This is a genomic window from Rhodococcoides kyotonense (assembly GCF_900188125.1).
GTDB classification, from domain to species: domain Bacteria; phylum Actinomycetota; class Actinomycetes; order Mycobacteriales; family Mycobacteriaceae; genus Rhodococcoides; species Rhodococcoides kyotonense.
Genome location: NZ_FZOW01000004.1, coordinates 20479 through 41818, shown reverse-complemented (window position 1 = coordinate 41818; position 21340 = coordinate 20479). Strand labels below are relative to the sequence as shown.

The following is a 21340-nucleotide window of genomic DNA, read 5'->3' as shown; positions in this document are numbered from 1 at the left end:
GAGGGGGAGGTCAGCGCAAGTCCACCCAGCCCGGGTCGGCGAGAAGGTCCTGCGTCGACGCAACGAGCTGCTCGGCGGCCACGCGATGAGCAGCGGCGGCGTCGTGCATCCCGAGGACGTCGGCCGTCGCGGCGAGCGCAGAATCGACGGCACCGCAGTACAACGAGCCACTGTCGACGCCGGCGAACGTGCCCGAGTACGGCAGCAGGTCGTCGTAGCAGGCGCGGCACACCGCGACATCGTTCAGTGCGGCGGCCGCGAGCGCGCGCACGGCCGTCATCCCGCGCCAGTAGTAGTCCCGCTGGTAGGGCTCGGTGTGGGCCCAGATCTCCCGAGCGCGCTCGATCTGCCCGGTACGCGCAAGGGCCAGCACCCAGACGTTGTGGATGCGAACCGGCAAGTCGAGGTCGAGCGATGCGAAGTCGTCGATGACGCCGGTGTAATCGTCGGTCGCGATGGCTACGGCGAGCTTGCCGATGTACCGGATCTCGAATCCGTGCGACGTGCCCTGCTCGTCCATGTAATCGGCGACGGCCTGATATCGGGCGGCGGCCGCGTCGTACCGCCCTGCCAGCACGTCGACGAGGCCACCGAAGATCGTGAGCACTCCGAGCAATTGAGTCAACGCGGCGCCGCTTGCGAGGCGGACTGCGTCGCGCACATGCTCACGCGCACCTTCCAGATCGACGACGGCATTGCATGCGAGGAACAATTGGAAGTGGGCAAGCGCCTGACAGTCGGTCAGGCCCGCGTCCGTCGCGACGGCGAGAAGTTGCTCGGCGCGTGCGAGTTGTTCGTCGTCGTGATCGGGTCCGAATGCGATGTACCCGAACGCATTCAGTGAGAGGCACAGTAGTTCGGGGTCGTCGAGCTTCTCGGCGAGGGTGACTGCTTCGGTGGCCTGGGCGCTCGCAGTGGTCGAGTCGAGGCCCTCGATCTCGAACACCGATGTCGTCAGCAACCGGACGCGGTCGGCGTCACCTGTATCCGGTTCGGCCAGAAGCGCATTCACGTGCCGGAGTAGGCCGTCGTCGGCGAGTCCTTCCCGGATGTGCCAGATGACAGGAGCGCGCCACGACGTCACGGCCTCGAGCAGGGCGCGTCGGTCGTCGAGTGTCCCTGCGATGTCGATCGCTTCCTGGCGGCGGATCCGGGCCTGGGTGGTGTTGGCCGCTCGCGCGAGCGAGGCAACGAGTGGGATCAACAAGGACAGGCGGTCCGACGACGGCGCCATGGGGTTCAGATCGAGTGTCTCGACAGCCGAATTCCACAGGGCCAGAGCATCTTTGTGCGAGGACAGAGACTCGGCTCTTCTTGCCGCCGCCGCGATCACATGTGTGGACGTGAGTGCCGTCGTCGATGTCGCACCGAGGGCCGCGTGGTGAGCGAGCAGTGCGAGGTCGTCGGGAGTGCGAGTGCCGAGCACCGAGAACGCAAGTGCGTGCATGCGTCGTCGTCGCAGTTTGGGGAGGTCGAGATACAGGGTGTCGCGGACGAGAGCGTGAGTGAATTGCACTCTGTCGAAGTCGCTTTCAGTCAACAGTCCGGCCAGCACGGCGGGCTCCAGGTCGTCGAGCAGAGTGTCCTCGTCGACTTTCGCCATGTCGAGCAGTGTGTCCAGGTCGGCTTCGCGTCCGAGTACGGACAGACGCCTCAGTGTCGTCACAGTACGTTCGGGTAGTCGAGACAGTCTGCGGCGCAGCACGTCTCCGATCCCGGTCGGCACCGTCTCACGCGCGGCCGGCGGGCCCTCCGACACGATCAGTCGGACGAGTTCTCGCACGAACAAGGGATTTCCCTCGGTGCGCGTTGCAAGAAGCGACAGTGTCTCGTCGCTGGGATCGAACAGTCCGAAATCCTCTGCGACAGCTGCCATTCGGTCCGGTGACAGGCCGGCGAGTTCGAGGCGCGTGCTGGGGATGTCGAGTAGCGTCGCCCATGCGGACATGAGGTCGTCGCTGATCTCCGACGATCGGTACGTCGCCACCACGAAGATGCGGTTCCCGCGCGCGTCCGATGCGAGTTGTCGCAGGATCGACATCGTCAATGCGTCGCCGCGATGCACGTCGTCGAGGACGACGAGTGTCGGCGTCCGATCCGCGATACCGGACAGGTATTCGGCGGCCCACTTGCCGAGCCAGAATGGTTGTGGCGACGTCGATCCCGCGGACTGAGGCAGGATCGGATCCAGCTTGCTGCGGATGTCGTCGTCCATTCCCGCCGTCGAGGCAAGCGAGTCGAGCGCTTCACTCCATGCCCACCCGGGCGGGGCGCCGTCGACCTCGGGGCATCGGCCCCAGCCGACGTTCCACGACCTGGTACGTAGTTCGGTGGCCAGCAGCGCTGCGAGCGTGCTCTTGCCTTCCCCGGCCTCACCGCCGATCCAGGCGATGCCGAAGCCCGATGCGGCTGCAGTGTCGGCCGCTGTCACCAGGGCGGCGAGGTCGTCGGGGCGGCCGTTGACGACGGAGGGAACGTGTGTCGGCGAGGGAGCGGCAGGAATCTCCACCGGCCTCGGCGGTTCGGCGCGGGCCTCGGAGACGCTGTGCGACAGGATGTCCGACTCCAGAGTTCGGAGCGCGGGGTCGGGGTCGATCCCCAACTCGTCGGCCAGATACTCGCGTGATCGGCGGAGCGTCGCGAGCGCATCGGATTGCCTGCCGCCGCGGTACAGCGCGAGCGCAAGCAGGCGGACCGACTCTTCGCGATCGGGAGCGACAGCAATCACTGCCTCCAGATCCGCGACGACGGATGCATGGCTACCGCCGGCGATCATCTCCGACGCCCGTCGCTCGACGGCAGTTCGACGGAGGTCCTCGAGGCGGATCACTTCCGGTGCCGCCCAGGGCGCGTCGGCGACCTCGCGGTACGGGCCGTCGGTCCACAACGCGAGTGCGTCGGTGTACCGGCCTGCGTCGACGAGGTGTTCGAACTGCCAGACGTCGACGGACTCGTCGGGTAGGACGAGGGCGTACCCGGGAGGTGCGCTGATCAGAACGGTGGCAGGGGAGCGTGGTGGGCGATCGGGCTCGAGCGCGCGCCGGAGGTTGGACACATGCACCTGCAACGCACCCAGCGCCCGCGGCGGCGGATCACCTGCCCACAGATCCTCTATGAGCAGATCGGTGCTGACCACGCGTCGCCTCGCCAGCACGAGACGCGCGAGGACCGTGCGCTGGCCGCGGCTGCCCAGCGAGGCAGGCTGTTCCGCGACGTCCGCACGGATCGGCCCGAAAGCACGCATCGTCACAGGTGGCTGCATCATGGTGATCGGTAGGTTAGCTGCATCCAGCCGGGGGCGCTCAGCTGTGTTGCCACCCTCGTGCGGACCGCGTCGGCGCCTCGACGGTGTCGTTTCTCGGCGTCGATGTCACCGAGCGCGGACGCGAGGTCGGCGAGTACGTCGTCGACGATTCCGGCGAACAACGATCCACTGTCGACGCCTGCGAGCGTGCCCGCGAACGGCAGCAACTGGCGGTAACACTCACGGCATACGTCGTCGTCCTGCATGTGGACCGCCGCCCGCGCACGCATGGCCGTCATTCCTCGCCACAGGTAGTCGCGTGCATGCGGTTCCGTGACGCGCCACAGCCGACGCGCGGCCTCCATTTCGTCGTTCTCGGCGAGCGCCAGCACGAGTGCGTTCCGCATGACGACCGGCAGGTTCTCGTCGAGGTCGGCGAGCGTGGGGACGACGTCGGTGAAGGTTCCGGTCGCGACGGCGACAGACAGCCGTCCCATTGCGCCGCTTTCGTCGCCGTGCCATTCGCTCTGCTCGTTCATCGTCGCCGAGATCGCGGAATAGGTCGCGAGGGCGTTCTCGTACCGTCCTGCGAGGACGTCGACGAGCGCGCCGTAGATGTTCAGGACGCCGAGCAGCTGGGTCAGGGCGCTGCCGCTCGCCAGACGGACCGCAGCGCCGACGTGGGTGCGCGCGGCGAGCAGATCGACGTCGGAATTGCAGGCGAGAAACAATTGATAGTGCGCGAGTGCTTCGTACTCGGTGAATCCGTGGTCCGCAGCGATCGACATCAGTTGCTGCGCACGGGGTCTGCGCTCGGAAGGGAAGTCCGGACCGTACGCGAGATAGCCGAACGCATTGAGCGCGGCGCACAGAATCCGTGGCTCGCCGACCGATTCGGCAAGCGTGAGGGCTTCTTGCGCGCTCGACACAGCGGCCGCGTCGTCGAGCCCTTCGAGTTCGAAGAACTTGGCGACGAGGACGAGGGCGCGATCGGAGTCGGGCAGCGAATCATCCTGCAGCAGAGAGGCTATCGGATCCAGGATGCCTGCGTCCGGGGCGCTGTCGCGAATGTGCCAGATCACCGGCGCTGTCCATGCGGTGATCGCGTCGACGAGCGCGGTCCGATCGCCGACTGCGATCGCCAGGTCGATGGCCTGCTGGCGTCGTCCACGCGCGTCGACGGTGTTGCCCGCACGCGCGAGTGATCCGACGAGCGGAACCAGTAGATCGAGGCGCTCGCGATCGGTCGATCCCGATGCCGAATTCAGCGTCTGCACAGCAGAATTCCACAACTGCAGAGCATCGGTGTGTGACGACAGGGATTCCGCGCGCCTGGCCGCGGCAACGATGTGTGCGACGGCATCGCGCGCGGTCGCTGCTGTCGCGCCGAGGGCAGCGTGATGCGCGAGCGCTGCGAGATCGTCCGGCGCGGAGTGCTCCAGCACGCGTAACGCGGCGCCGTGTGCGCGAGTTCGCCTGAGGCGGGGGAGGTCGAAGTACAGTGTGTCGCGAATCAGCGCGTGGGTGAAGCGAAGTCGGTCGGCGCCCGGCTCGCTGAGCAGGCCTGCGAGTACTGCGGGTTCGAGATCGTCGAGCATCCGGTCCTCGTCGACGCCGGTGAACGCTGCGAGGAGATCGAGGTCGACGTCGCGGCCGAGAACTGCGGCCGAGCGGAGTGTCACGAGTGTTCGGTCGGGAAGGCGAGACAGCCTGCGCCGCAGCACATCCGACACGCCGAGCGGCACGCCTTCCTTCGCTGCCGCAGTGCCTTCCGACGCGATCAGCCGGGCCAACTCCCGCAGGAACAGCGGGTTCCCGCCGGTGCGTTCGACAAGAAGGTCGACGACGGCAGCCGTCGGATCGGCGAGTCCGAAGTGTGCGGCAAGTTCGGCGGTTCGTGCCCGATCGACGCCACGCAACGGCATCCACGTGCTGTCCACATCCGTCATCGTCGCCCATGTGGCGGTCAGATCGTCGGTCACCTCGGAGGCTCGATAGGTGGCGACGAGCAGAATACGTTGTCCGCGCGAGTCGTTCGCGATCTGTCGCAGCATTCCGAGCGTGAGGGCGTCGGCGCGGTGGACGTCGTCGAGAACGAGCAGTATCGGGGCGTCGGTGCCGAGTTCGTGCAGATACTCGCTCGCCGACTTGCCGAGCCAGAACGGTCCGCCCGACGCGTCCTCGGTGTTGTCGCCGTCCAGAACGGGGGCGAGGCGGGCTCGGATTCGCTCGTCGATGGGACGGACGTCGGCCAGTGCGGTGAGCACTTCGGTCCACGCCCAGCCGGGCGGGGCGCCGTCGACCTCGGGGCACTGCCCCCAGCCGACGGACCAGCCCGTGCGGGACAGCGCCCTCGACAGCCTGCCTGCGAGAGTCGACTTGCCCTCGCCCGCCTCCCCGCTGATCCAGACCACGGCGAACCGGCCGGTGCCGGAGCGTTCGGCGACTGCGAGCAGGGCGCGGAGGTCCTCCGGACGGCCGTCGACATCGGCGGGTTCTTCGGGTGCGGCCAGGGACTCTGTCGCGGGCAGAGGCACGGGCAGGGCGCTTTCGCGGCCGGAGAGAGCCGGGCTGTGTCCGAGGATGTCGGTCTCGATGTCGCGCAGTGCAGGACCGGGGTCGATGCCGAGCTCGTCGGCCAGGTATGTCCGGCATGCACGCAGCGCTGCGAGTGCCTCGGCCTGCCGTCCGGACCGGTACAGCGCGAGGGCCAGCAGCCGCACACCCTCCTCTCGGTGGGGGACGTGCCGCACGAGCCGTTCCATGTCGACTACGACCTGTGCAGGCTCGCCGAGGTCGAGCAGCGCACGTGCACATTCCTCGAACGCCGCGCGACGCTGTTCGAGCGCCCTGTCCGCGACGGTCTTGGCCCAGGACACGTCGGCGACCTCGGCGTACGGCATGGCCTGCCACATGTCGAGGGCCTCGGTCAGGATCTCGGTGCGAGTGCGGGTGTCGACCGCGCGGGAGGCGTCGACGAGCAGTCGTTCGAACCTCCAGACGTCGACCGCATCGGGAGGTAGCTGCAGCGCATACCCCGGCGGCGCGCTGACCAGCACTGTTGCCCGTGATCGGGGTGCACGCCCCGGCTCGAGAACTCGACGCAGGTTGGACACGTTGACCTGCAGCGCTCCGAGTGCGCTCGGCGGCGGCGCACCGGCCCACAGGTCCTCGATGAGCTCGTCGGTGCTGACGATCCGAGGCCCTGCCGCGACGAGACGGGCCAGTACCGCACGTTGGCCGCGGCTGCCGAGGTCGACCGGCCGGCCGTCGACCGTCGCACGCGTGTTCCCGAAAAGACTGATCGACACGGACTGGCTGGTCATGGTGCCGTGAGGCTACTAAAACATCAGCGCTGGGTCATCAGGAACGTTCGGGCATCAGCATCCACGCGGCGATGTAGACGAGGGCGACGGTGCCGAAGGACAGGAAGGCGCCGAGGACGGTCAGGACCCGGACGAGGTTGACGTCGATGCCGAAGTATTCGGCGACGCCACCGCAGACACCGGCGACCATCTTCTGCGAATCGGAACGGACGAACTCTTTCGGGGCGTTGGTGTATGTCATGGATAGCAGTCTGGTCGGCCGGGACCACCCGGCACATCGGGAACTTCCCCCATCTCCACCCTGAAGATTTCACCGACCGTAAGCTCGGAATCCGAGCAAAAACAACCGTCCCGTCTTTTTCCGAATCCAGCTAGGCCGCAGCATGTTTCGCCCGCTACTGTTTGCTTCGTTCGACAGCTTCATTACCCCCTCGGAAGGACACATCTCATGCTTCTCGGATCTCTCCTCGGTGCCATCCTCGGACCCATCCTCGGTGTGGGCGAAGGCGATGCAGGCGCCGGTGCCGGTCTCGGCGCTCTCCTGGGCGGACTCCTCGGAACCGGAAGCGCCGGATCCAGCGAGTAGTAGCGCCTCCGTGCGCCCTGTGAGTGAGGTGATCACGCAGAGGGCGCACGGACGGTGTTCACGGTTTCGTCACCGTTTCGTTCCCCCCGAAAGCTAGCTTTTCGGCCATGACTCAAGATTTCAGCTCGATCGGTGATCTCGAAGGCGCCGTCGACCTCACCGACACGTCGGGTTTCGCAGTCGACGACAGTGACGACGACGATCCCGTCCTGCTGACGGTTCCCGACGGTCGCGTCGTCGACACCTGGCGCGAGGGGTACCCGTACGACGAGCGTCTGTCACGCGCCGAGTACGACCTGCAGAAGCGTCTGCTCCAGATCGAGCTGCTCAAGCTCCAGATGTGGACCAAGGACACCGGTCGACGCCACGTCATCGTGTTCGAGGGCCGTGATGCCGCGGGCAAGGGCGGCACGATCAAACGATTCATGGAACACATGAATCCGCGCGGCGCACGCGTCGTCGCGCTGGAGAAGCCGTCGGCCAGAGAGTCCACGGAGTGGTACTTCCAGCGCTACATCCAGCATCTGCCCGCCGCGGGTGAGATCGTCATGTTCGACCGCTCCTGGTACAACCGCGCTGGCGTCGAACGGGTGATGGGATTCTGTGACGAGGACCAGCATGCGCGGTTCGTGCGTCAGGCGCCGCTTTTCGAGCAAATGCTGGTCGACGACGGCATCAGCCTCACCAAGTTCTGGTTCTCGGTGTCACAGCTCGAGCAGCGGACGCGGTTCGCGATCCGGCAGGTCGATCCGGTCCGGCAGTGGAAGCTGTCGCCGATGGATCTGGCGTCGTTGGACAAGTGGGACGCCTACACGGCTGCCAAGGAAGAGAGCTTCCGGGCCACGGACACGGACATCGCGCCGTGGACCATCGTCAAGAGCAACGACAAGAAGCGCGCTCGGCTCAATGCGATGCGCTTCGTGCTCAACAAGTTCGATTATGCGAACAAGGATCAGGAGATCGTCGGCGAAACCGACCCGCTGTTGGTGGGACGGGCTCGTGACGTGATCGGCGAATGATTACTTCGCAATAGCTGTATGTCGAAACGGTCACGAAAAATTCGGACGGTTCAGGTTTATTTACCGAATTCGTGGTCCCGCCGTTACCTCGTCGACCGATATGAGGTAAAAAGGAGACTGGTCGTGACGTGGCGACCGAGCATTACAACTGGAGGAGAAATACATGGGTTCGGCAGCAACTTTCCTTGGTGACATCGTCTCCGGCGTCTACGACGGAATCGTCGACGCTATCGTCGATCAGATCGTCGGCGCTCTGACCTCGGGCAGCGCAGCCTGATATAGGCCCAGCTCGCTCGGTACGAGGCGCCGTGACTCATCGAGTCGCGGCGCCTCGTCGCGTCTGTGGAAGTGTGGTGGAAGTGTCTGTGGAAGTACCCGATGAAGTATTGTTCGGGTTTAGCTGCGAATTTGCTGCTTTCTGACTTTTCTCGTCGAGACCCTAGCCAACTCGCTATTCGGCTTGATAGAAACGTAATCGGCAGTGATTGTTTCGTTACCGTCACTCCAACGGAATAGAACCCTCGAATAGAAGGAGCTCATTTCATGTCTGCAGAACTCGACACCTCCGGCCTGCTCGCCCTGCTCGCGTTGCTGTTCTCCGGCAGTGCGGAGGCACCCGAAACGCCGGTCACGTAAGTCGCGCTCTTTCTCGAAGCCTCCTACGTCGGCGGGGGCCAACCTTTCGAAGGTTGGCCCCCGCCGACGTCTTTTCGCGCTCTACCCTTGGCGTTCGTGGAGACCGTTCCGATTCAGATGCCCGACGGGTCGACCGTGCCCGTGATGCTGTTCGAATCCTCGAATGCGCCGAGGCTGGATGCTCCGGTCGTCGTCGTGCTGCCGGGGTTGGGCATTCCGGCCGGCTACTACCGGCTGTTCGCCGAACGCCTCACGAGTCGGGGGATGCACGTCGCCCTCGCCGACCTGAGAGGCCAGGGCGACAGCAGGCCGAAGCCGAGCAGCGCCAGCACGTACGGCTACCACGAGCTCGTATCCGTCGATTTCCCTGCAGTCTTCGAGGTGGTCCGCGAGCGATTTCCCGACGCGACCCCGTACGCGCTCGGCCACAGCATGGGTGGCCAGCTGGCGTCGTTGTACAGCTCACGCATCCGAGGTCGTCTGGGTGGGCTGATACTCGTCGCGTCGGGCTCGCCGTTCCACCGAGGATTCGGCGTCGCACGGGGTGCGTCGCTGTTCGTCGGAGCCGCCGCGATGTCGCTGACCAGCAGCATCGCCGGATTCTGGCCGGGGGACCGCATCGACATCGGCGGGTTCGGCCGTCAATCCAAGGTGCTGATCGACGACTGGTCTCGCTTCGCACGCACCGGGAAGATCGAGCCGACGGGCGCGGACATCGACTACGAGGAGAGGATCGGCAGGCTGAAGCTGCCGATCCTCGCCATCACGCTGGCCGGCGACGACATGGCGCCCCGCAGCTCGATGCAGAACTTGCTGACGAAGTTCCCGCGCGCCGACATCACCACCCGGCACCTCGAATCGCCGCGCGGGCACATCGAGTGGATCCGTCAGCCGGAGACCGTCGTCGACGAGGTCGTCGAATGGTTCAAGCGTTGAGCTCGTTCTTTGCGCTGAGGGTCGTCCACAGGAACTGGAAGGACAGCGTCGTCTTGAACGCCAACTGCGCGTTGTCCGCCGCACCGCCGTGGCCGCCCTCGATGTTCTCGAAGTAGCGCACGTCCTGGCCGAGTTCTTCGAGTCGCGCAGCCATCTTGCGTGCGTGACCAGGGTGGACTCGGTCGTCACGCGTCGACGTCGCGACGAGGATCGGTGGGTAGTTCTTCTCCTCGGGCCCGACGATGTTCTGGTACGGCGAGTACTCGGAGATGAACGCCCATTCTTCGGGATCGTCCGGGTTGCCGTACTCGGCGACCCACGACGCTCCGGCCAGAAGCAGGTGATAACGCTTCATGTCCAGCAACGGAACTTGGCAGACGATGGCCCCGAACAGCTCCGGATACTTCGTCAGCATGATGCCCATCAGCAGACCGCCGTTGCTGCCGCCCTGCGCGCCCAGCTGCCCGGGCGTCGTGATGCCGCGTTCGACGAGATCGCGTGCGACGGCCGCGAAGTCCTCGTGCACCTTGTGCCGCCCGGCGCGAAGCACCTGCGTGTGCCACTCGGGTCCGTACTCACCGCCGCCGCGGATGTTCGCGACGACGTACGTGCCGCCTCGCTCCAGCCACGCCAAGCCCGTCGCGCCGCTGTACGACGGCGTCATCGAGATCTCGAACCCGCCGTAGCCGTAGAGCAGTGTGGGTCCCGGAGCAGGAGCGGAGCCTGCGGAGTGACCGGATTGACCAGCTGCGTCCTGCTTCCGAACGACGAAGTACGGAATCCTCGTGCCGTCTTCCGACGTCGCGAAATGCTGTACGACGGCCAATCCGGTGGTGTCGAAGAACGACGGCGCTTGCTTCAGCGTCTCGACGCCTCCGCCGACGGTTCCGTACAGCAGAGTCGCCGGTGTCAGATAGCCGCTCGACGACAGGAAGAATTCGTCGCCGTTCTCCTCGGAGTCGGTGCCGACGATCTCGATCGACGTCAGTTCCGGCAGGCCGGTGAGCGGTCGGTCTTCCCAGTGGCCTCCGCGCGGCGTGAGAACTCGCAGCTCGGTCGCGACGTCGACGAGCGTCACGACCAGCAGGTGGTTCTCGGTCCATGCCCACTGATGCAGTGATCGGTGCTCGTCGGGCGCGAACAGCACCGTCAGGTCCCGGCTGCCGCCGACGAACGCGTCGAAGTCCGTGGCGAGCAGCGCGCCCGCCGGGTATGTCGTGTCGCCGACGGTCCAGTCCGTCATCGTGCGCACCAGCAGCCACTGTCCGTGGGCGGATGCCGTCGCGTCCGTCGGAACGTCGACGAGAACAAGCTCGTCACCGCTCTTGTCGTCACTGCGGACGAGGTAGAGCTCGGCATTGTAGAAGTCGGTGGCGCGTTGGACGAAGTCGCGTTCGAACCCGGGCGTGCGATCGTGCCATGCCGAGATCGAGATGTCCGACGCCTTGCCTTCGAACACCGTCTCGGCCTCCGACAGGTCGGTGCCGCGTGTCCATTTCTTGGCGATCCGCGGGTAGCCGGAGTCCGTCAGCGAGCCGTCGCCGAAGTCGGTGCCGATGTATACGGTGTCGGCGTCGATCCATCCGATGTCGGTCTTGGCTTCGGGTACGTAGAAGCCGCCATCCTCGAAAGTGCGTGTGGTCAAGTCGAATTCGCGTACGACGGTAGCGTCGGCGCCACCGCGTGACAGCGTCACCAATGCGATCTTCTGGTCCGGGCGCAGAACCTGCGCGCCGCTCCAGACCCAGTTCTCGCCTTCGGCGTCGGCGATCGCGTCGAGGTCGAGCAACACGTCCCACTCGGGGGAGTCCGTACGGTATTCCTCCATCGTCGTGCGACGCCACAGCCCGCGCACATGCGTCGCGTCGCGCCAGAAGTTGTAGAGGTAGTCGCCGCGGTGCCGCGCGTACGGGATGCGGGCGTCGGTGTCGAGGACCTCGCGGATGCGGGCTTCGATGGCGTCGAACTCGTCGCCGGCGAGACTGTCGGTGGTGGCGGCGTTACGAGTGCGAACCCAGTCGAGGGCTGTGTCGTCGGTGACCTCTTCGAGCCACAGGTACGGGTCTTCGGCGATGCTCATGCTTTCTTTCTACCTGCGCGAGTACTGTGCTGGAGGATGACGGCCCATGCGCTGACGTTCACACTCGTGGGGTTGGTCGTCATGGTGTGGCCGTGGTCGCTCGTCCCGGCGTTCCTGTTGGCTGCGACGGAGCGTGGGAGGCTGGTCCTCGCCGCCTACATCGCGGGATACGTCACTGCCCTTGCCGTCGTCATGATTCTCGCGGCGACGCTGTTGCCTCCAGGCCCTCGCGCCAAGTCGACCGGGCATGCCATGGCGTGGATCGAGTTGGTCGTCGGGATACTGCTCGCTCTGTTCGTCGTCGTTCTCTGGATTCGACAGCGCAGGCATGAGCCGACGACTCCGAAGTGGCTGCAAGGCCTCGATCGCGTCGGCGTCGTCGCTGCTTTTCTGCTCGGCCTGTGGGTGCCCAACTACGCACTGGTCACGGTCGCCGTCGCGGAGCTGACCTTGCTCGAGCTGCATGGGCCCGAAGCCGTCGGCGCCGCGGTCGTGTGGGTCGTCGTCGCGACGCTGGGGATCGCGGCTCCGCTCGTCGTACTCGCGCGTTCCGGGGCGAAAGCCGAAGCGCTGCAACGGTCGTGGCGTGAGTGGCTCGTGAGCCACAGTGCGTCGATCATCTACATCGTGCTCGGTGTCGTGTCGGTGGTGTTGATCGTCAAGGGAGGTATGGCGGTGTCGGGGTAACAGGCCTACCGGCCGGTAACGGGACCATCTCGAGACAGTGATACACGACGGTACTACCCTGGGGACTCGTGACCTCACACTATGACGTCGTTGTCCTCGGAGCCGGCCCCGGTGGGTACGTCGCTGCTATCCGCGCGGCACAACTGGGCCTGAGCACTGCCATCATCGAGAAGAAGTACTGGGGCGGTGTGTGCCTGAACGTCGGCTGCATCCCGTCCAAGGCTCTTCTCCGTAACGCCGAGCTGGCGCACCTCTTCACCAAAGAGGCCAAGCTCTTCGGCATCTCGGGAGAGGCGAGCTTCGACTTCGGTGCTGCCTTCGACCGAAGCCGCAAGGTGGCCGAGGGACGCGTCAAGGGCATCCACTTCTTGATGAAGAAGAACAAGATCCCCGAGTACGACGGCACCGGCACGTTCACCGACGCCAACACCATCGAGGTCGAGCTCAGCAAGGGCGGCACGGAGACGGTCACGTTCGACAACGCGATCATCGCCACCGGCAGCACCACCAAGCTGCTCCCCGGCACCGAGCTGAGCAAGAACGTCGTCACCTACGAAGAGCAGATCATGACCCGGGACCTGCCCGGATCGATCCTCATCGTCGGCGCAGGCGCCATCGGCATGGAGTTCGGATACGTCCTGAAGAACTACGGAGTCGACGTCACCATCGTCGAGTTCCTCGATCGCGCGCTCCCCAACGAGGACGCCGACGTCTCGAAGGAAATCGAGAAGCAGTACAAGAAGCTCGGCGTCAAGGTCGTCACCGGTGCTGCCGTGCAGTCGATCGACGACGACGGATCCAAGGTGACCGTCGCGATCAAGAACAACAAGTCCGGTGAGGTCGAGACCGTCACCGTCGACAAGGTCATGCAGTCCGTCGGCTTCGCGCCGCGCGTCGAGGGCTTCGGGCTCGAGAAGACCGGCGTCGCGCTGACCGATCGTGGTGCCATCGGCATCACCTCGACCATGCAGACCAACGTGCCGCACATCTACGCCATCGGCGACGTCACCGCGAAGCTGCAGCTCGCGCACGTCGCAGAGGCACAGGGCGTCGTCGCCGCCGAGACCATCGGCGGAGCCGAGACGCTGCCGATCGACGATTACCGCATGATGCCTCGTGCGACGTTCTGCCAGCCGCAGGTCGCCAGCTTCGGTCTGACCGAGGAGCAGGCCCGCGCCGAGGGTCGTGACATCAAGGTCGCGAACTTCCCATTCGCCGCCAACGGCAAGGCACACGGACTCGGTGATTCCACCGGCTTCGTCAAGCTCATCGCCGACACCAAGTACGGCGAGCTCATCGGCGGACACCTCATCGGCCCGGACGTCTCGGAGCTGCTGCCCGAGCTCACCCTCGCGCAGAAGTGGGACCTGACGGTCAACGAGCTGGCCCGCAACGTCCACACGCACCCGACGCTGTCGGAGGCACTGCAGGAGGCCATCCACGGCCTCGCGGGCCACATGATCAACTTCTGATCCAGCTCTCTCCAACGGCGGCAACCACTTCGGTGGTTGCCGCCGTTCGTGTTTCACGTACTCCGCGCTCTGCGAGCTGGAGTGCGGAGTACCGATCCGGGTGTGTACGTACCGGCGAATCCCGTCGCTGTGATGCCGGACGAGCCGCTCGCTCCCCAGTACGAGCCAAGGCCGCGAGTTGATTGAATACGAAACGGATTACATCGAACTGATGTTCGGAAAATTGTCGGTGGTGGCCGCTACTGTGTGTTCATGCTCACGGGGGATGAGTCGACAGGGGTGGCAGAGACATGAACGACGACGGGATAAGCGGTGATGTACGGGAATCCGACTGGCCGACAGCGTCGGTGCCGGAGTGGTACGTCTCCCGCGCCGAGGCCGATGAGGCGGAATTTCCCACGGTCTTCTCGAAAGTAGATGGCGTGCAGGAGGACTCGGGATCCAGATCTACCCCGGGTCCGGGTGACGGCGTTCCGGCGATCAAGGCCGCAAGACTGGCGTCGGTGGTCGAGTCCCTCGAATCGAATGCAGAGCTGCTGGGACGGATACAGACGTTCGGGCTGGACAATGCGGATAGGCGTGCGTTGCTGGTGCGGGTGGAATCGGTGCAGCGAATGTTGTTCGCGTACAGCCATACTTGGATCGCGGATTTGATCAACGAGCACGGTTTGGACGACATATGGGGATCGACGCCGGAGGCTTTGTCGGTATTGCTGCGCATCTCCGGTGCTCGCGCGGGGCAACGGATCCTGTTGGCCAAAGAGTTCGGCGAGCGGACATCGCTGACGGGTGAACGGTTGGAGCCGTTGTCGGCCAACACGTTACGAGCCGCCGAAGACGGAGTCATCGACGAGGAGCATCAGCAGACGATTCGCAAGTTCTTCCGCCGACTCGGCGACAAGCTCGACATCGAGACCAGGGAGCGTGCCGAACAGCAGTTGGCTCAGTTGGCGCGTGAGCTCGGCCCGGATCATTTCAAAGCTGCAGCGGCGCGGTTGTACGACCTGATCGATCCCGACGGAGAAGACGAGAGCCCGGAGCGGGTCGCGGATCGGTGCTATGTGCGGTTGGGCGAGCAAGGCCCTGATGGGTTGTCGAAGGGGACGATGGTCATCGACGCCGAGTTCCGGGCGTACCTGGAGGCGGTGCTGAGCAAATGGGCCAAACCGGGGCAACTCAACAGCGCTGACAGCCCACCTGTGGTCGATGCTCCCGACGGTGACACCACGCTCGCCGAAGACGGTGCTGGTGCTGACGCCGGTGCCGACGACGGTGACGACGGCGACGGTGAGGACGGCGTGGCGAGCGACACCGAGGGGCCCGATGGTTCGGCTGGCCCCGATGGCTTGACAGGCGCCGAGGCTGATAGCGCTGGGTCCAAGGCTGATACAGGTTCGAGCGACTCGACCGGCGGCGGGGACCGCCGGGGTGGAGAGGATCCGGGACTGTTCGAGCCGCCGGCTGGCGATGCCGGGGCCGGGGCCGGGGCCGAAGACGGAGGCGACGAGGCTCGGGCGGCAGCCCAATCCGCCGACGAGGACCGGGCTAGCAAAGACCGGCGAGGTAGGGGTCGACGTCAACACGATGCGATGAAGATGGTGTTTCGGCAGATGTTGGCGTCCGGGCAGCTCGGGCAGCATCGGGGGTTGCCGGTGACTGCGGTGGTGTCGATGTCGTTGAAGGATCTCGAGTCGGCGTCGGGACATGCGGTGACTGCGACCGGGTCCCTGGTGAAGATGCGGGACGCGATTCGAATGGCGTCGCATGCACATCACTACCTGGTGATCTTCGATAACGATGGTCGGCCGCTGCATCTGGGTCGGACGAAGCGATTGGCGTCGGTAGACCAGCGGATCGTGCTGATTGCTGCCGATCGCGGGTGCAGCTTCCCCGGCTGCACACGGCCGGCGACGTGGTCGCAGGTCCATCATGTGAACGAATGGGTGGCCGGTGGGAATACCGATATCGAAGACCTGACATTCGGATGCGATCAGCACCACCGGTTGGTCGGACCGTCGGAAAACCAGTGGGCGACAACGAAAGCAGGATCGGATCATCAGTATCCAGGCCGGACGTTGTGGCATGCGCCGGTGACGTTGGATCCGTTGCGTCGTGGCCTGGTCAATCATTTCCATCACCCGGGTGAATACATCTATCCCGCACCCGAGGTCCCGCTACCAGATCTGAATCTGCCCGACTCGAACACCTCCGTGACCCTCCAGCCAGACACCTCCGTGACCCTCCAGCCAGACACTTTGGACCACAGCACTCTGGACCACAGCACTCTGGACCACGACACTGCCCGACGCGACCTGGAAACGGTGGCCGGGGATTCAGTAGCCGGGGAAACGGCAGCCGGGGAGGCCGCGGAACACCCGGCCGCCTGATTCGGGCCGTGCGAGGCGGCTCGCTGCAGGACGAGCCGCCCCCGCCTGTCCCGTCCGGCCCCCGGGCGACAGACGACTCCTGCACCCAGCGGCACACAGAGACCGACGTGTGCCGCCAACAGTCGTGCCCTGAGGATGTCAGGGCAGAGTGAGTTCAGTTGTCCGCGGACGAGGGCGAGTATCCGGATCAGCCGGGTGTGACAGAGCCGGGTGTGACAGAGCGCGTGTATGACGGAACTCCGTGTGACAGAGCGCCTGTGTCACAGAACTGCGGGTGTGACATGGGTCGGTGTGACAGAGCCGGGTGTGACAGCGGGGGGTGTGACATAGCCGTGTTTCCAGAGAGCCGTGCGTGACAGAACTGCGGGCGACAGCGCGTCAGAAATCCCGCTCGACGCGCAGGGTGCCGATAGTCGTTGCGAGACCGTCGTATTGGGCGACGAGGAACAGGAACTCGATCAGCTGCTTCTCGTCGAACTCCTGAGACAGAGACTTCCATGTCGTGTCCGATAGGTCCTTCGTCTCCAGCAGTTCATCCGTCGCCTCGAGGATGATTCGATGTTGGTCGGACAGCCCGTCGGCGGAAGGTCCCTCGTGGACGAGTGCGAGTAGGTCGGGAGTGACACCGAACCGTCGGCCGATGCGGCTGTGGTGGTCCATCTCGTAACCGCAGTCGCGCAGGTACGCAATCCGGTTGATCACCAATTCGGTTTCCCTGGGCGGGATTCGGCCACCGGGCATCATCCGGCCGCTGAAGAAGAGCCAGCCCCGAAACAGGCCCTTCGTGCGACCGACGGTGCTGAACAGATGCGCGTTCGGCGTCCCGGCGACCTTGGACAGGACACGCCACAGCACCCAGTTGATCGGGCCGAGGTCCTTGAACGAGCCGGGCTGGATTCGTGGTGTGCTCATCGGCCCGACGCTACCTGCGGGTCTTATCTCGCACCAGGCTTGCGATGCACCAGAGAATGCGACTCGTCGATCAGGTCCTCGACGAGGCCGTCGGGTACATCGCCGTCGAGCTGGATCGTGATCCAGTGCCGCTTGTTCATGTGATATCCGGGCACGATGCCCGCATGTTCGCCGACGAGTACTTCGGCGTGCTCGGGCGTGCACTTCACTGTAAGTGCTGCGTCACCGGTTCCGATCACCGCGAATATTTTGCCGCCGACCTTGTACACCGATGTCTCGGGCCCGAACGGGTGGGTCAATGAGGCGTCCGGCAGCGCGGCGCAGTACGCGTGGACGCGCTCGGACGCCATCATCGAACACCTACGACTTACGCCAGTGATCGAAGCGCCCCTTGATGTCCGACGCGACGTCGCCGATCCCGTTTCCTACAGCATCGACGGCCCCGGTGAATCCACTCCCGAGATCACGGAGGGTTCTGATCAGCGGATCCTCGGATGTGTCGAAGCTCTGCTTGTAACTCTTGGCCGCATTGCGGAATTCGTCGCCGACCTTCGCCTCGTGGTCCTGCGACTTGCGTGGGTACTCGCCGCGCAGCACGGCCGCGTACTCGCCGCTGTCGACCCACTTCTTCAGTTCCGCTGCACGCAGGACCGAGAACGGGTGCGACAGCAATTCGATGTTCAGCAGCTTCAGCACGCCGTCGCGCAGATCCCCGCTGGCCTCGTATTCGGCGGCCTGCGCGAGGAAGGCGTCGACATCGATCTCGCTGATCCGCTCACCGCCCGCGAGTTTGAGCTGAACACGAAGAGCGGTGTGCACGTCCTGGCCGCAGAGCAACCCGGCACGGTCACCCGAAAGTTCCGATTTGCGTTGCCATTCCATGAGTCCGGCGATGATCGCGCGAAGTGCCCAGCCGCCCACTGGAATCCAACCGATGGTGCCGGCGAGTCGCATCAAGTGCATCAGAATGGTGCGGTACACGGCATGGCCGGACAGGGCGTGGCCGAGCTCGTGCCCGACTACGAAACGCTGCTCTTCGTACGTGAGGATGTCGAGCAAGCCCGTCGTGACGACGATGAACGGGCGGTCCATGCCGATGGTGAACGCATTGACCATCGGCGACTGCAGCACGAACATCTCGGGTGTCTCGTCGGCACCGAGGATCTGCACGCAGTCGGCCCGAAGGTCGTCGAGATCCTTGAACTGCCTGCTGTCGACGCGCACCGACGTCGCGAGATACATCAGCCGGTGCTGTCGTTCCTGCAGCAGCCCGGACAACGTGCGCAGAACCGTGTCGAAGCCCTTGAGCGTGCGGAGCGTGACCAGGGCAGCTCGGTCGGACGGGTGTTCCCACGTGCGGGAACTGATGTCGGGAAACTCGATACGCGTGCGATCCGGTGCTGTCGTCAAGCCATTCTCCCAGCCTCGATGATTCGCAGACCAAAGTATCAGTAAAGACGGGATCGCCGACGGGTATCGAGCCAGGGGCGATGATGCTTAGGCTAACCTTCACTATTCAACCGAAATGGGAAAGCAGGCTGGCAGTGGTGGCGAGATCGAGGACAAGTGCCCGGGTGGTGGCAGCGTTCGCAGCTGCGGCTGCCATGACGATGACGGCATGCACGTCGAGCGATGCGGGAGATACGAGCGAGACTTCCGGTGAGGCAAGCACTCGCGTCGTCGAACATGCTCGTGGCGCAACCGAGGTGCCCGCGTCGCCGTTGCGCGTGGTGACCCTCGAGCCCGTGGAGCTCGATACGGCCGTCGCCCTTGGGGTGATTCCTGTCGGTACCGCCGTGCTGAGCGAGGCGACGGGTGTGCCGGCGTATCTCGGCGCCGACGCGGCCGACATCACGCCGATCGGCACCGTCGCCGAACCGCGGATCGAGTCGATCGCGGCGCTGCAGCCGGACCTGATTCTGGGAACCGAGACCCGTCACGCCGAGTACTACGACCAGCTTGCCGCGATCGCGCCGACTGTCTACATGGCGTCTCAGTCCGATCCGTGGCAGGACAACGTGCGGCTGGTCGGACGCACTCTGGGGCTGGAGCAGGAAGCAGATGCGCTGCTGGGGGAGTACCGGGACAGGTGCGACGAGATCGCGACCGCACACGACACCGCGGGCAAGACTGCGCAGCTCATCCGTCCGCGTGACGAGGTGTTGACGCTGTACGGCCCGTTGTCGTTCGCGGGCAGCACCCTCGAATGTGCGGGCTTCACGACGCCGCCGCGACCCGAATGGGCGGACGAGATCTCGGTCGACCTGTCCCCGGAGTTGGTGTCGCAGGCCAGCGCGGATCTGATCGTCGTCACGGCGACGAATCCGGCCGACCCGTCGGCGATTCCGGCGTCGGTGACCGACAATGCTGCAGCGCTGCCCGATCCGCACGCGGTGGACCAGTCGTTCTGGATCACCGGCGTCGGGCCGAAGGGCGGGCAAGCCGTGCTCGACGACATCGATCGCATTCTGTCGCAGCAGAACTGATGCCAGAACTGACGCAGAACTGGCGTCAGCTGTACGGGTAGGGCAGGTCGGTGTCGACGTTCTCGTCGACACCGATCGCGCGACCCAACTGCGGGAACGCACGCTGGGCGCACGAGACTCGTTCGCACACTTTGCATCCGGGGCCGATGGGCACCGCGGAGTGCGGTGAGCTCAGCGGCAGGCCGTCGGCGTAAACGAGCTTGTGTGCGTACGCGATGTCACATCCCAACCCGATGGCGAAGTGCTTTCGCTGCGACTGGAATCCGAGACCGCCGCTTTCGGTGGTGCGCGCGATCCACAGGTAGGTGCGGTCGTCGGGCATCGTCGCGACCTGCGTGAGAATGCGGCCCGCGGCAGCGAAGGCGTCGTGGACGATCCACAGCGGGCAGCTGCCGCCGACGCGCGAGAAGTGGAACGCGGTGGCGGACTGACGTTTCGAGATGTTCCCGGCGCGATCGGTGCGAACGAAGAAGAACGGTACGCCTTTGGCGCCATGCCGCTGCAGGGTCGACAACCTATGGCAGACGGTCTCGAATCCGACTTCGAATGTCAGAGAGAGCAATTCGATATCGTAGCGGACCGATTCTGCCGCAGCGAGAAACTTCCCGTACGGCAGTAGGAGCGCGCCTGCGAAATAGTTGGCCAGACCTACTCGTGCCAGTTCTCGGGCGGGCGCACTCAGTGATGTCTCCGCGTCGACAATGGCATCGATGGTCGCCGCCTGCGACAGAAACGCGAGTTGTGTGGCGATCTGATACGCCCGCTGACCCGGTGTCAATCGCCTTGCCAGAGAAAGTATCCCGCCCGTGTAGGTCCGTTTCGGCCCCAACGATCCGGGCTCGTCGTCGCGGATGGTCACGGCCACATCGTGATCCGACTCGATCAACCGCGCCAACTGTAGATCCAGCGCGCCGATGTTCAATCCCTTGCGCAGGAACAGATCCTCGGCCGCAGCGTCGAGTTCGGGGATGTGATTTCGCCGATCGTAGAAGAAGTCACGCACTTCCTCGTACGGCATCGGCGACCCGTCGACACCAGCGGTAAGACGCTCCAGCTGATCTGTCGCAGCGTGCAATCGTCGGTGCAGCCCGACGAGCGTGCGCCCGACCTCGGGCATCCGCGAGACCAATTCCTGCACCTCGCTCATCGACACCTCACCGCGATTCGACGTCTCGGTCAGCACATCGTGCAGATCCGCGACGAGCCGCGCGTCCGTGTCGGTGGCGAAGAAGGTCGGGTCGAGGTCGAACATCGCGTTCAGCTTCAGCAGAACCTGCACGGTCAGTGGACGCTGATCGTTCTCGAGTTGGTTGAGGTAGCTCGGCGACAGTTCCAGTGTCTTGGCCAGCGCGGACTGCGTGATGCCACGATCCGCACGCAGGCGTCGCAAGCGGCTGCCCGCGTAGATCTTCTGCATGTGACACCTCCCCTCGGACACAACGGACTTTACCCGACGACGCATTCGCAACATTCGCAGATTCGCCGAAATCCTTACGCAAAAATAGGCAGAAGCAACACCTTTCGCAGGCAACGGGCCTGTGCGTACGTTTGCGAAAGAAGCGTAGGCAC

Annotated in this window: 15 protein-coding genes; 7 read left to right on the top strand and 8 right to left on the bottom strand. The window is 64.9% G+C overall.

The annotated features are described in order from the left end of the window. Positions 1-10: 10 nt before the first annotated feature. Genes CHB96_RS07900 through CHB96_RS07890 form a run of 3 tightly spaced genes read right to left on the bottom strand, consistent with a single transcriptional unit; the run spans position 11 to position 6811 of the window. Positions 11-3265: an ATP-binding protein gene (locus CHB96_RS07900; RefSeq protein WP_089244844.1), complete on the bottom strand. Its 3255-nt coding sequence runs from the start codon at positions 3263-3265 to the stop codon at positions 11-13. Beyond that, a complete protein-coding gene (locus CHB96_RS07895) occupies positions 3262-6570 on the bottom strand; it encodes an ATP-binding protein (protein ID WP_089244842.1) in 3309 nt (1102 codons plus the stop codon). The genes CHB96_RS07900 and CHB96_RS07895 overlap by 4 nt, the downstream gene beginning before the upstream one ends. Before the next feature lie 37 nt (positions 6571-6607). Next, on the bottom strand, positions 6608-6811 hold the full coding sequence (locus tag CHB96_RS07890; RefSeq protein WP_089244840.1) for a PspC domain-containing protein: 204 nt from the start codon (positions 6809-6811) through the stop codon (positions 6608-6610). Between the two features lie 207 nt (positions 6812-7018). On the opposite strand from CHB96_RS07890, the gene CHB96_RS29365 reads away from it, so the two are divergent. From CHB96_RS29365 to CHB96_RS07880, 3 genes are all read left to right on the top strand, one after another. After that, the gene (locus CHB96_RS29365) at positions 7019-7156 is read left to right on the top strand and encodes a hypothetical protein (RefSeq protein WP_176444196.1); all 138 of its coding nucleotides are present in this window, start codon (positions 7019-7021) and stop codon (positions 7154-7156) included. Positions 7157-7263: 107 nt separating this feature from the next. Beyond that, positions 7264-8175 carry a polyphosphate kinase 2 gene (ppk2, locus tag CHB96_RS07885; RefSeq protein WP_089244838.1) on the top strand — a complete coding sequence of 304 codons (912 nt, stop codon included), beginning with the start codon at positions 7264-7266 and terminating at the stop codon, positions 8173-8175. A gap of 732 nt (positions 8176-8907) precedes the next feature. Then, positions 8908-9747, top strand: coding sequence for an alpha/beta hydrolase family protein (locus tag CHB96_RS07880; protein ID WP_089245423.1), 840 nt, complete (start codon positions 8908-8910; stop codon positions 9745-9747). On the opposite strand, the gene CHB96_RS07875 is transcribed toward CHB96_RS07880, so the two are convergent. Further along, on the bottom strand, positions 9737-11827 hold the full coding sequence (locus CHB96_RS07875) for a prolyl oligopeptidase family serine peptidase (RefSeq protein WP_089244836.1): 2091 nt from the start codon (positions 11825-11827) through the stop codon (positions 9737-9739). The two genes, CHB96_RS07880 and CHB96_RS07875, sit on opposite strands and share 11 nt — an antisense overlap. 36 nt (positions 11828-11863) lie before the next feature. Between CHB96_RS07875 and CHB96_RS07870 the strand changes: the two genes are divergently transcribed. The 3 genes from CHB96_RS07870 (at position 11864) to CHB96_RS30060 (ending at position 16373) form a co-directional block, all read left to right on the top strand. After that, the gene (locus CHB96_RS07870; protein ID WP_089244834.1) at positions 11864-12514 is read left to right on the top strand and encodes a GAP family protein; all 651 of its coding nucleotides are present in this window, start codon (positions 11864-11866) and stop codon (positions 12512-12514) included. 68 nt (positions 12515-12582) lie between these two features. Next, positions 12583-13986 (top strand): dihydrolipoyl dehydrogenase, encoded by a 1404-nt coding sequence (gene lpdA / locus CHB96_RS07865; RefSeq protein WP_089244833.1) that lies wholly within the window; start codon positions 12583-12585, stop codon positions 13984-13986. 290 nt (positions 13987-14276) lie between these two features. After that, positions 14277-16373, top strand: coding sequence for an HNH endonuclease signature motif containing protein (locus tag CHB96_RS30060; RefSeq protein WP_245865347.1), 2097 nt, complete (start codon positions 14277-14279; stop codon positions 16371-16373). A 378-nt stretch (positions 16374-16751) separates the two neighbouring features. Here the strand turns inward: CHB96_RS30060 and CHB96_RS07850 are convergent, their stop codons facing one another. From CHB96_RS07850 to CHB96_RS07840, 3 genes are read right to left on the bottom strand one after another with little or no spacing between them, the layout of a single operon-like run. Further along, positions 16752-17285 (bottom strand): carboxymuconolactone decarboxylase family protein, encoded by a 534-nt coding sequence (locus tag CHB96_RS07850; protein WP_089244831.1) that lies wholly within the window; start codon positions 17283-17285, stop codon positions 16752-16754. A gap of 23 nt (positions 17286-17308) precedes the next feature. Continuing rightward, positions 17309-17638, bottom strand: a complete 330-nt coding sequence (locus tag CHB96_RS07845) for an MmcQ/YjbR family DNA-binding protein (protein ID WP_089244829.1) — start codon at positions 17636-17638, stop codon at positions 17309-17311. Positions 17639-17645: 7 nt separating this feature from the next. Next, positions 17646-18695, bottom strand: a complete 1050-nt coding sequence (locus tag CHB96_RS07840; protein WP_089244827.1) for a M48 family metallopeptidase — start codon at positions 18693-18695, stop codon at positions 17646-17648. Between the two features lie 194 nt (positions 18696-18889). Between CHB96_RS07840 and CHB96_RS07835 the strand changes: the two genes are divergently transcribed. Further along, a complete protein-coding gene (locus CHB96_RS07835; RefSeq protein ID WP_089245421.1) occupies positions 18890-19771 on the top strand; it encodes an ABC transporter substrate-binding protein in 882 nt (293 codons plus the stop codon). 25 nt (positions 19772-19796) lie between these two features. Here CHB96_RS07835 and CHB96_RS07830 read toward each other — a convergent pair whose 3' ends face one another. Next, complete coding sequence (locus tag CHB96_RS07830; RefSeq protein ID WP_089244826.1) at positions 19797-21188, bottom strand: short-chain fatty acyl-CoA regulator family protein; 1392 nt, start codon at positions 21186-21188, stop codon at positions 19797-19799. Positions 21189-21340 lie beyond the last annotated feature (152 nt).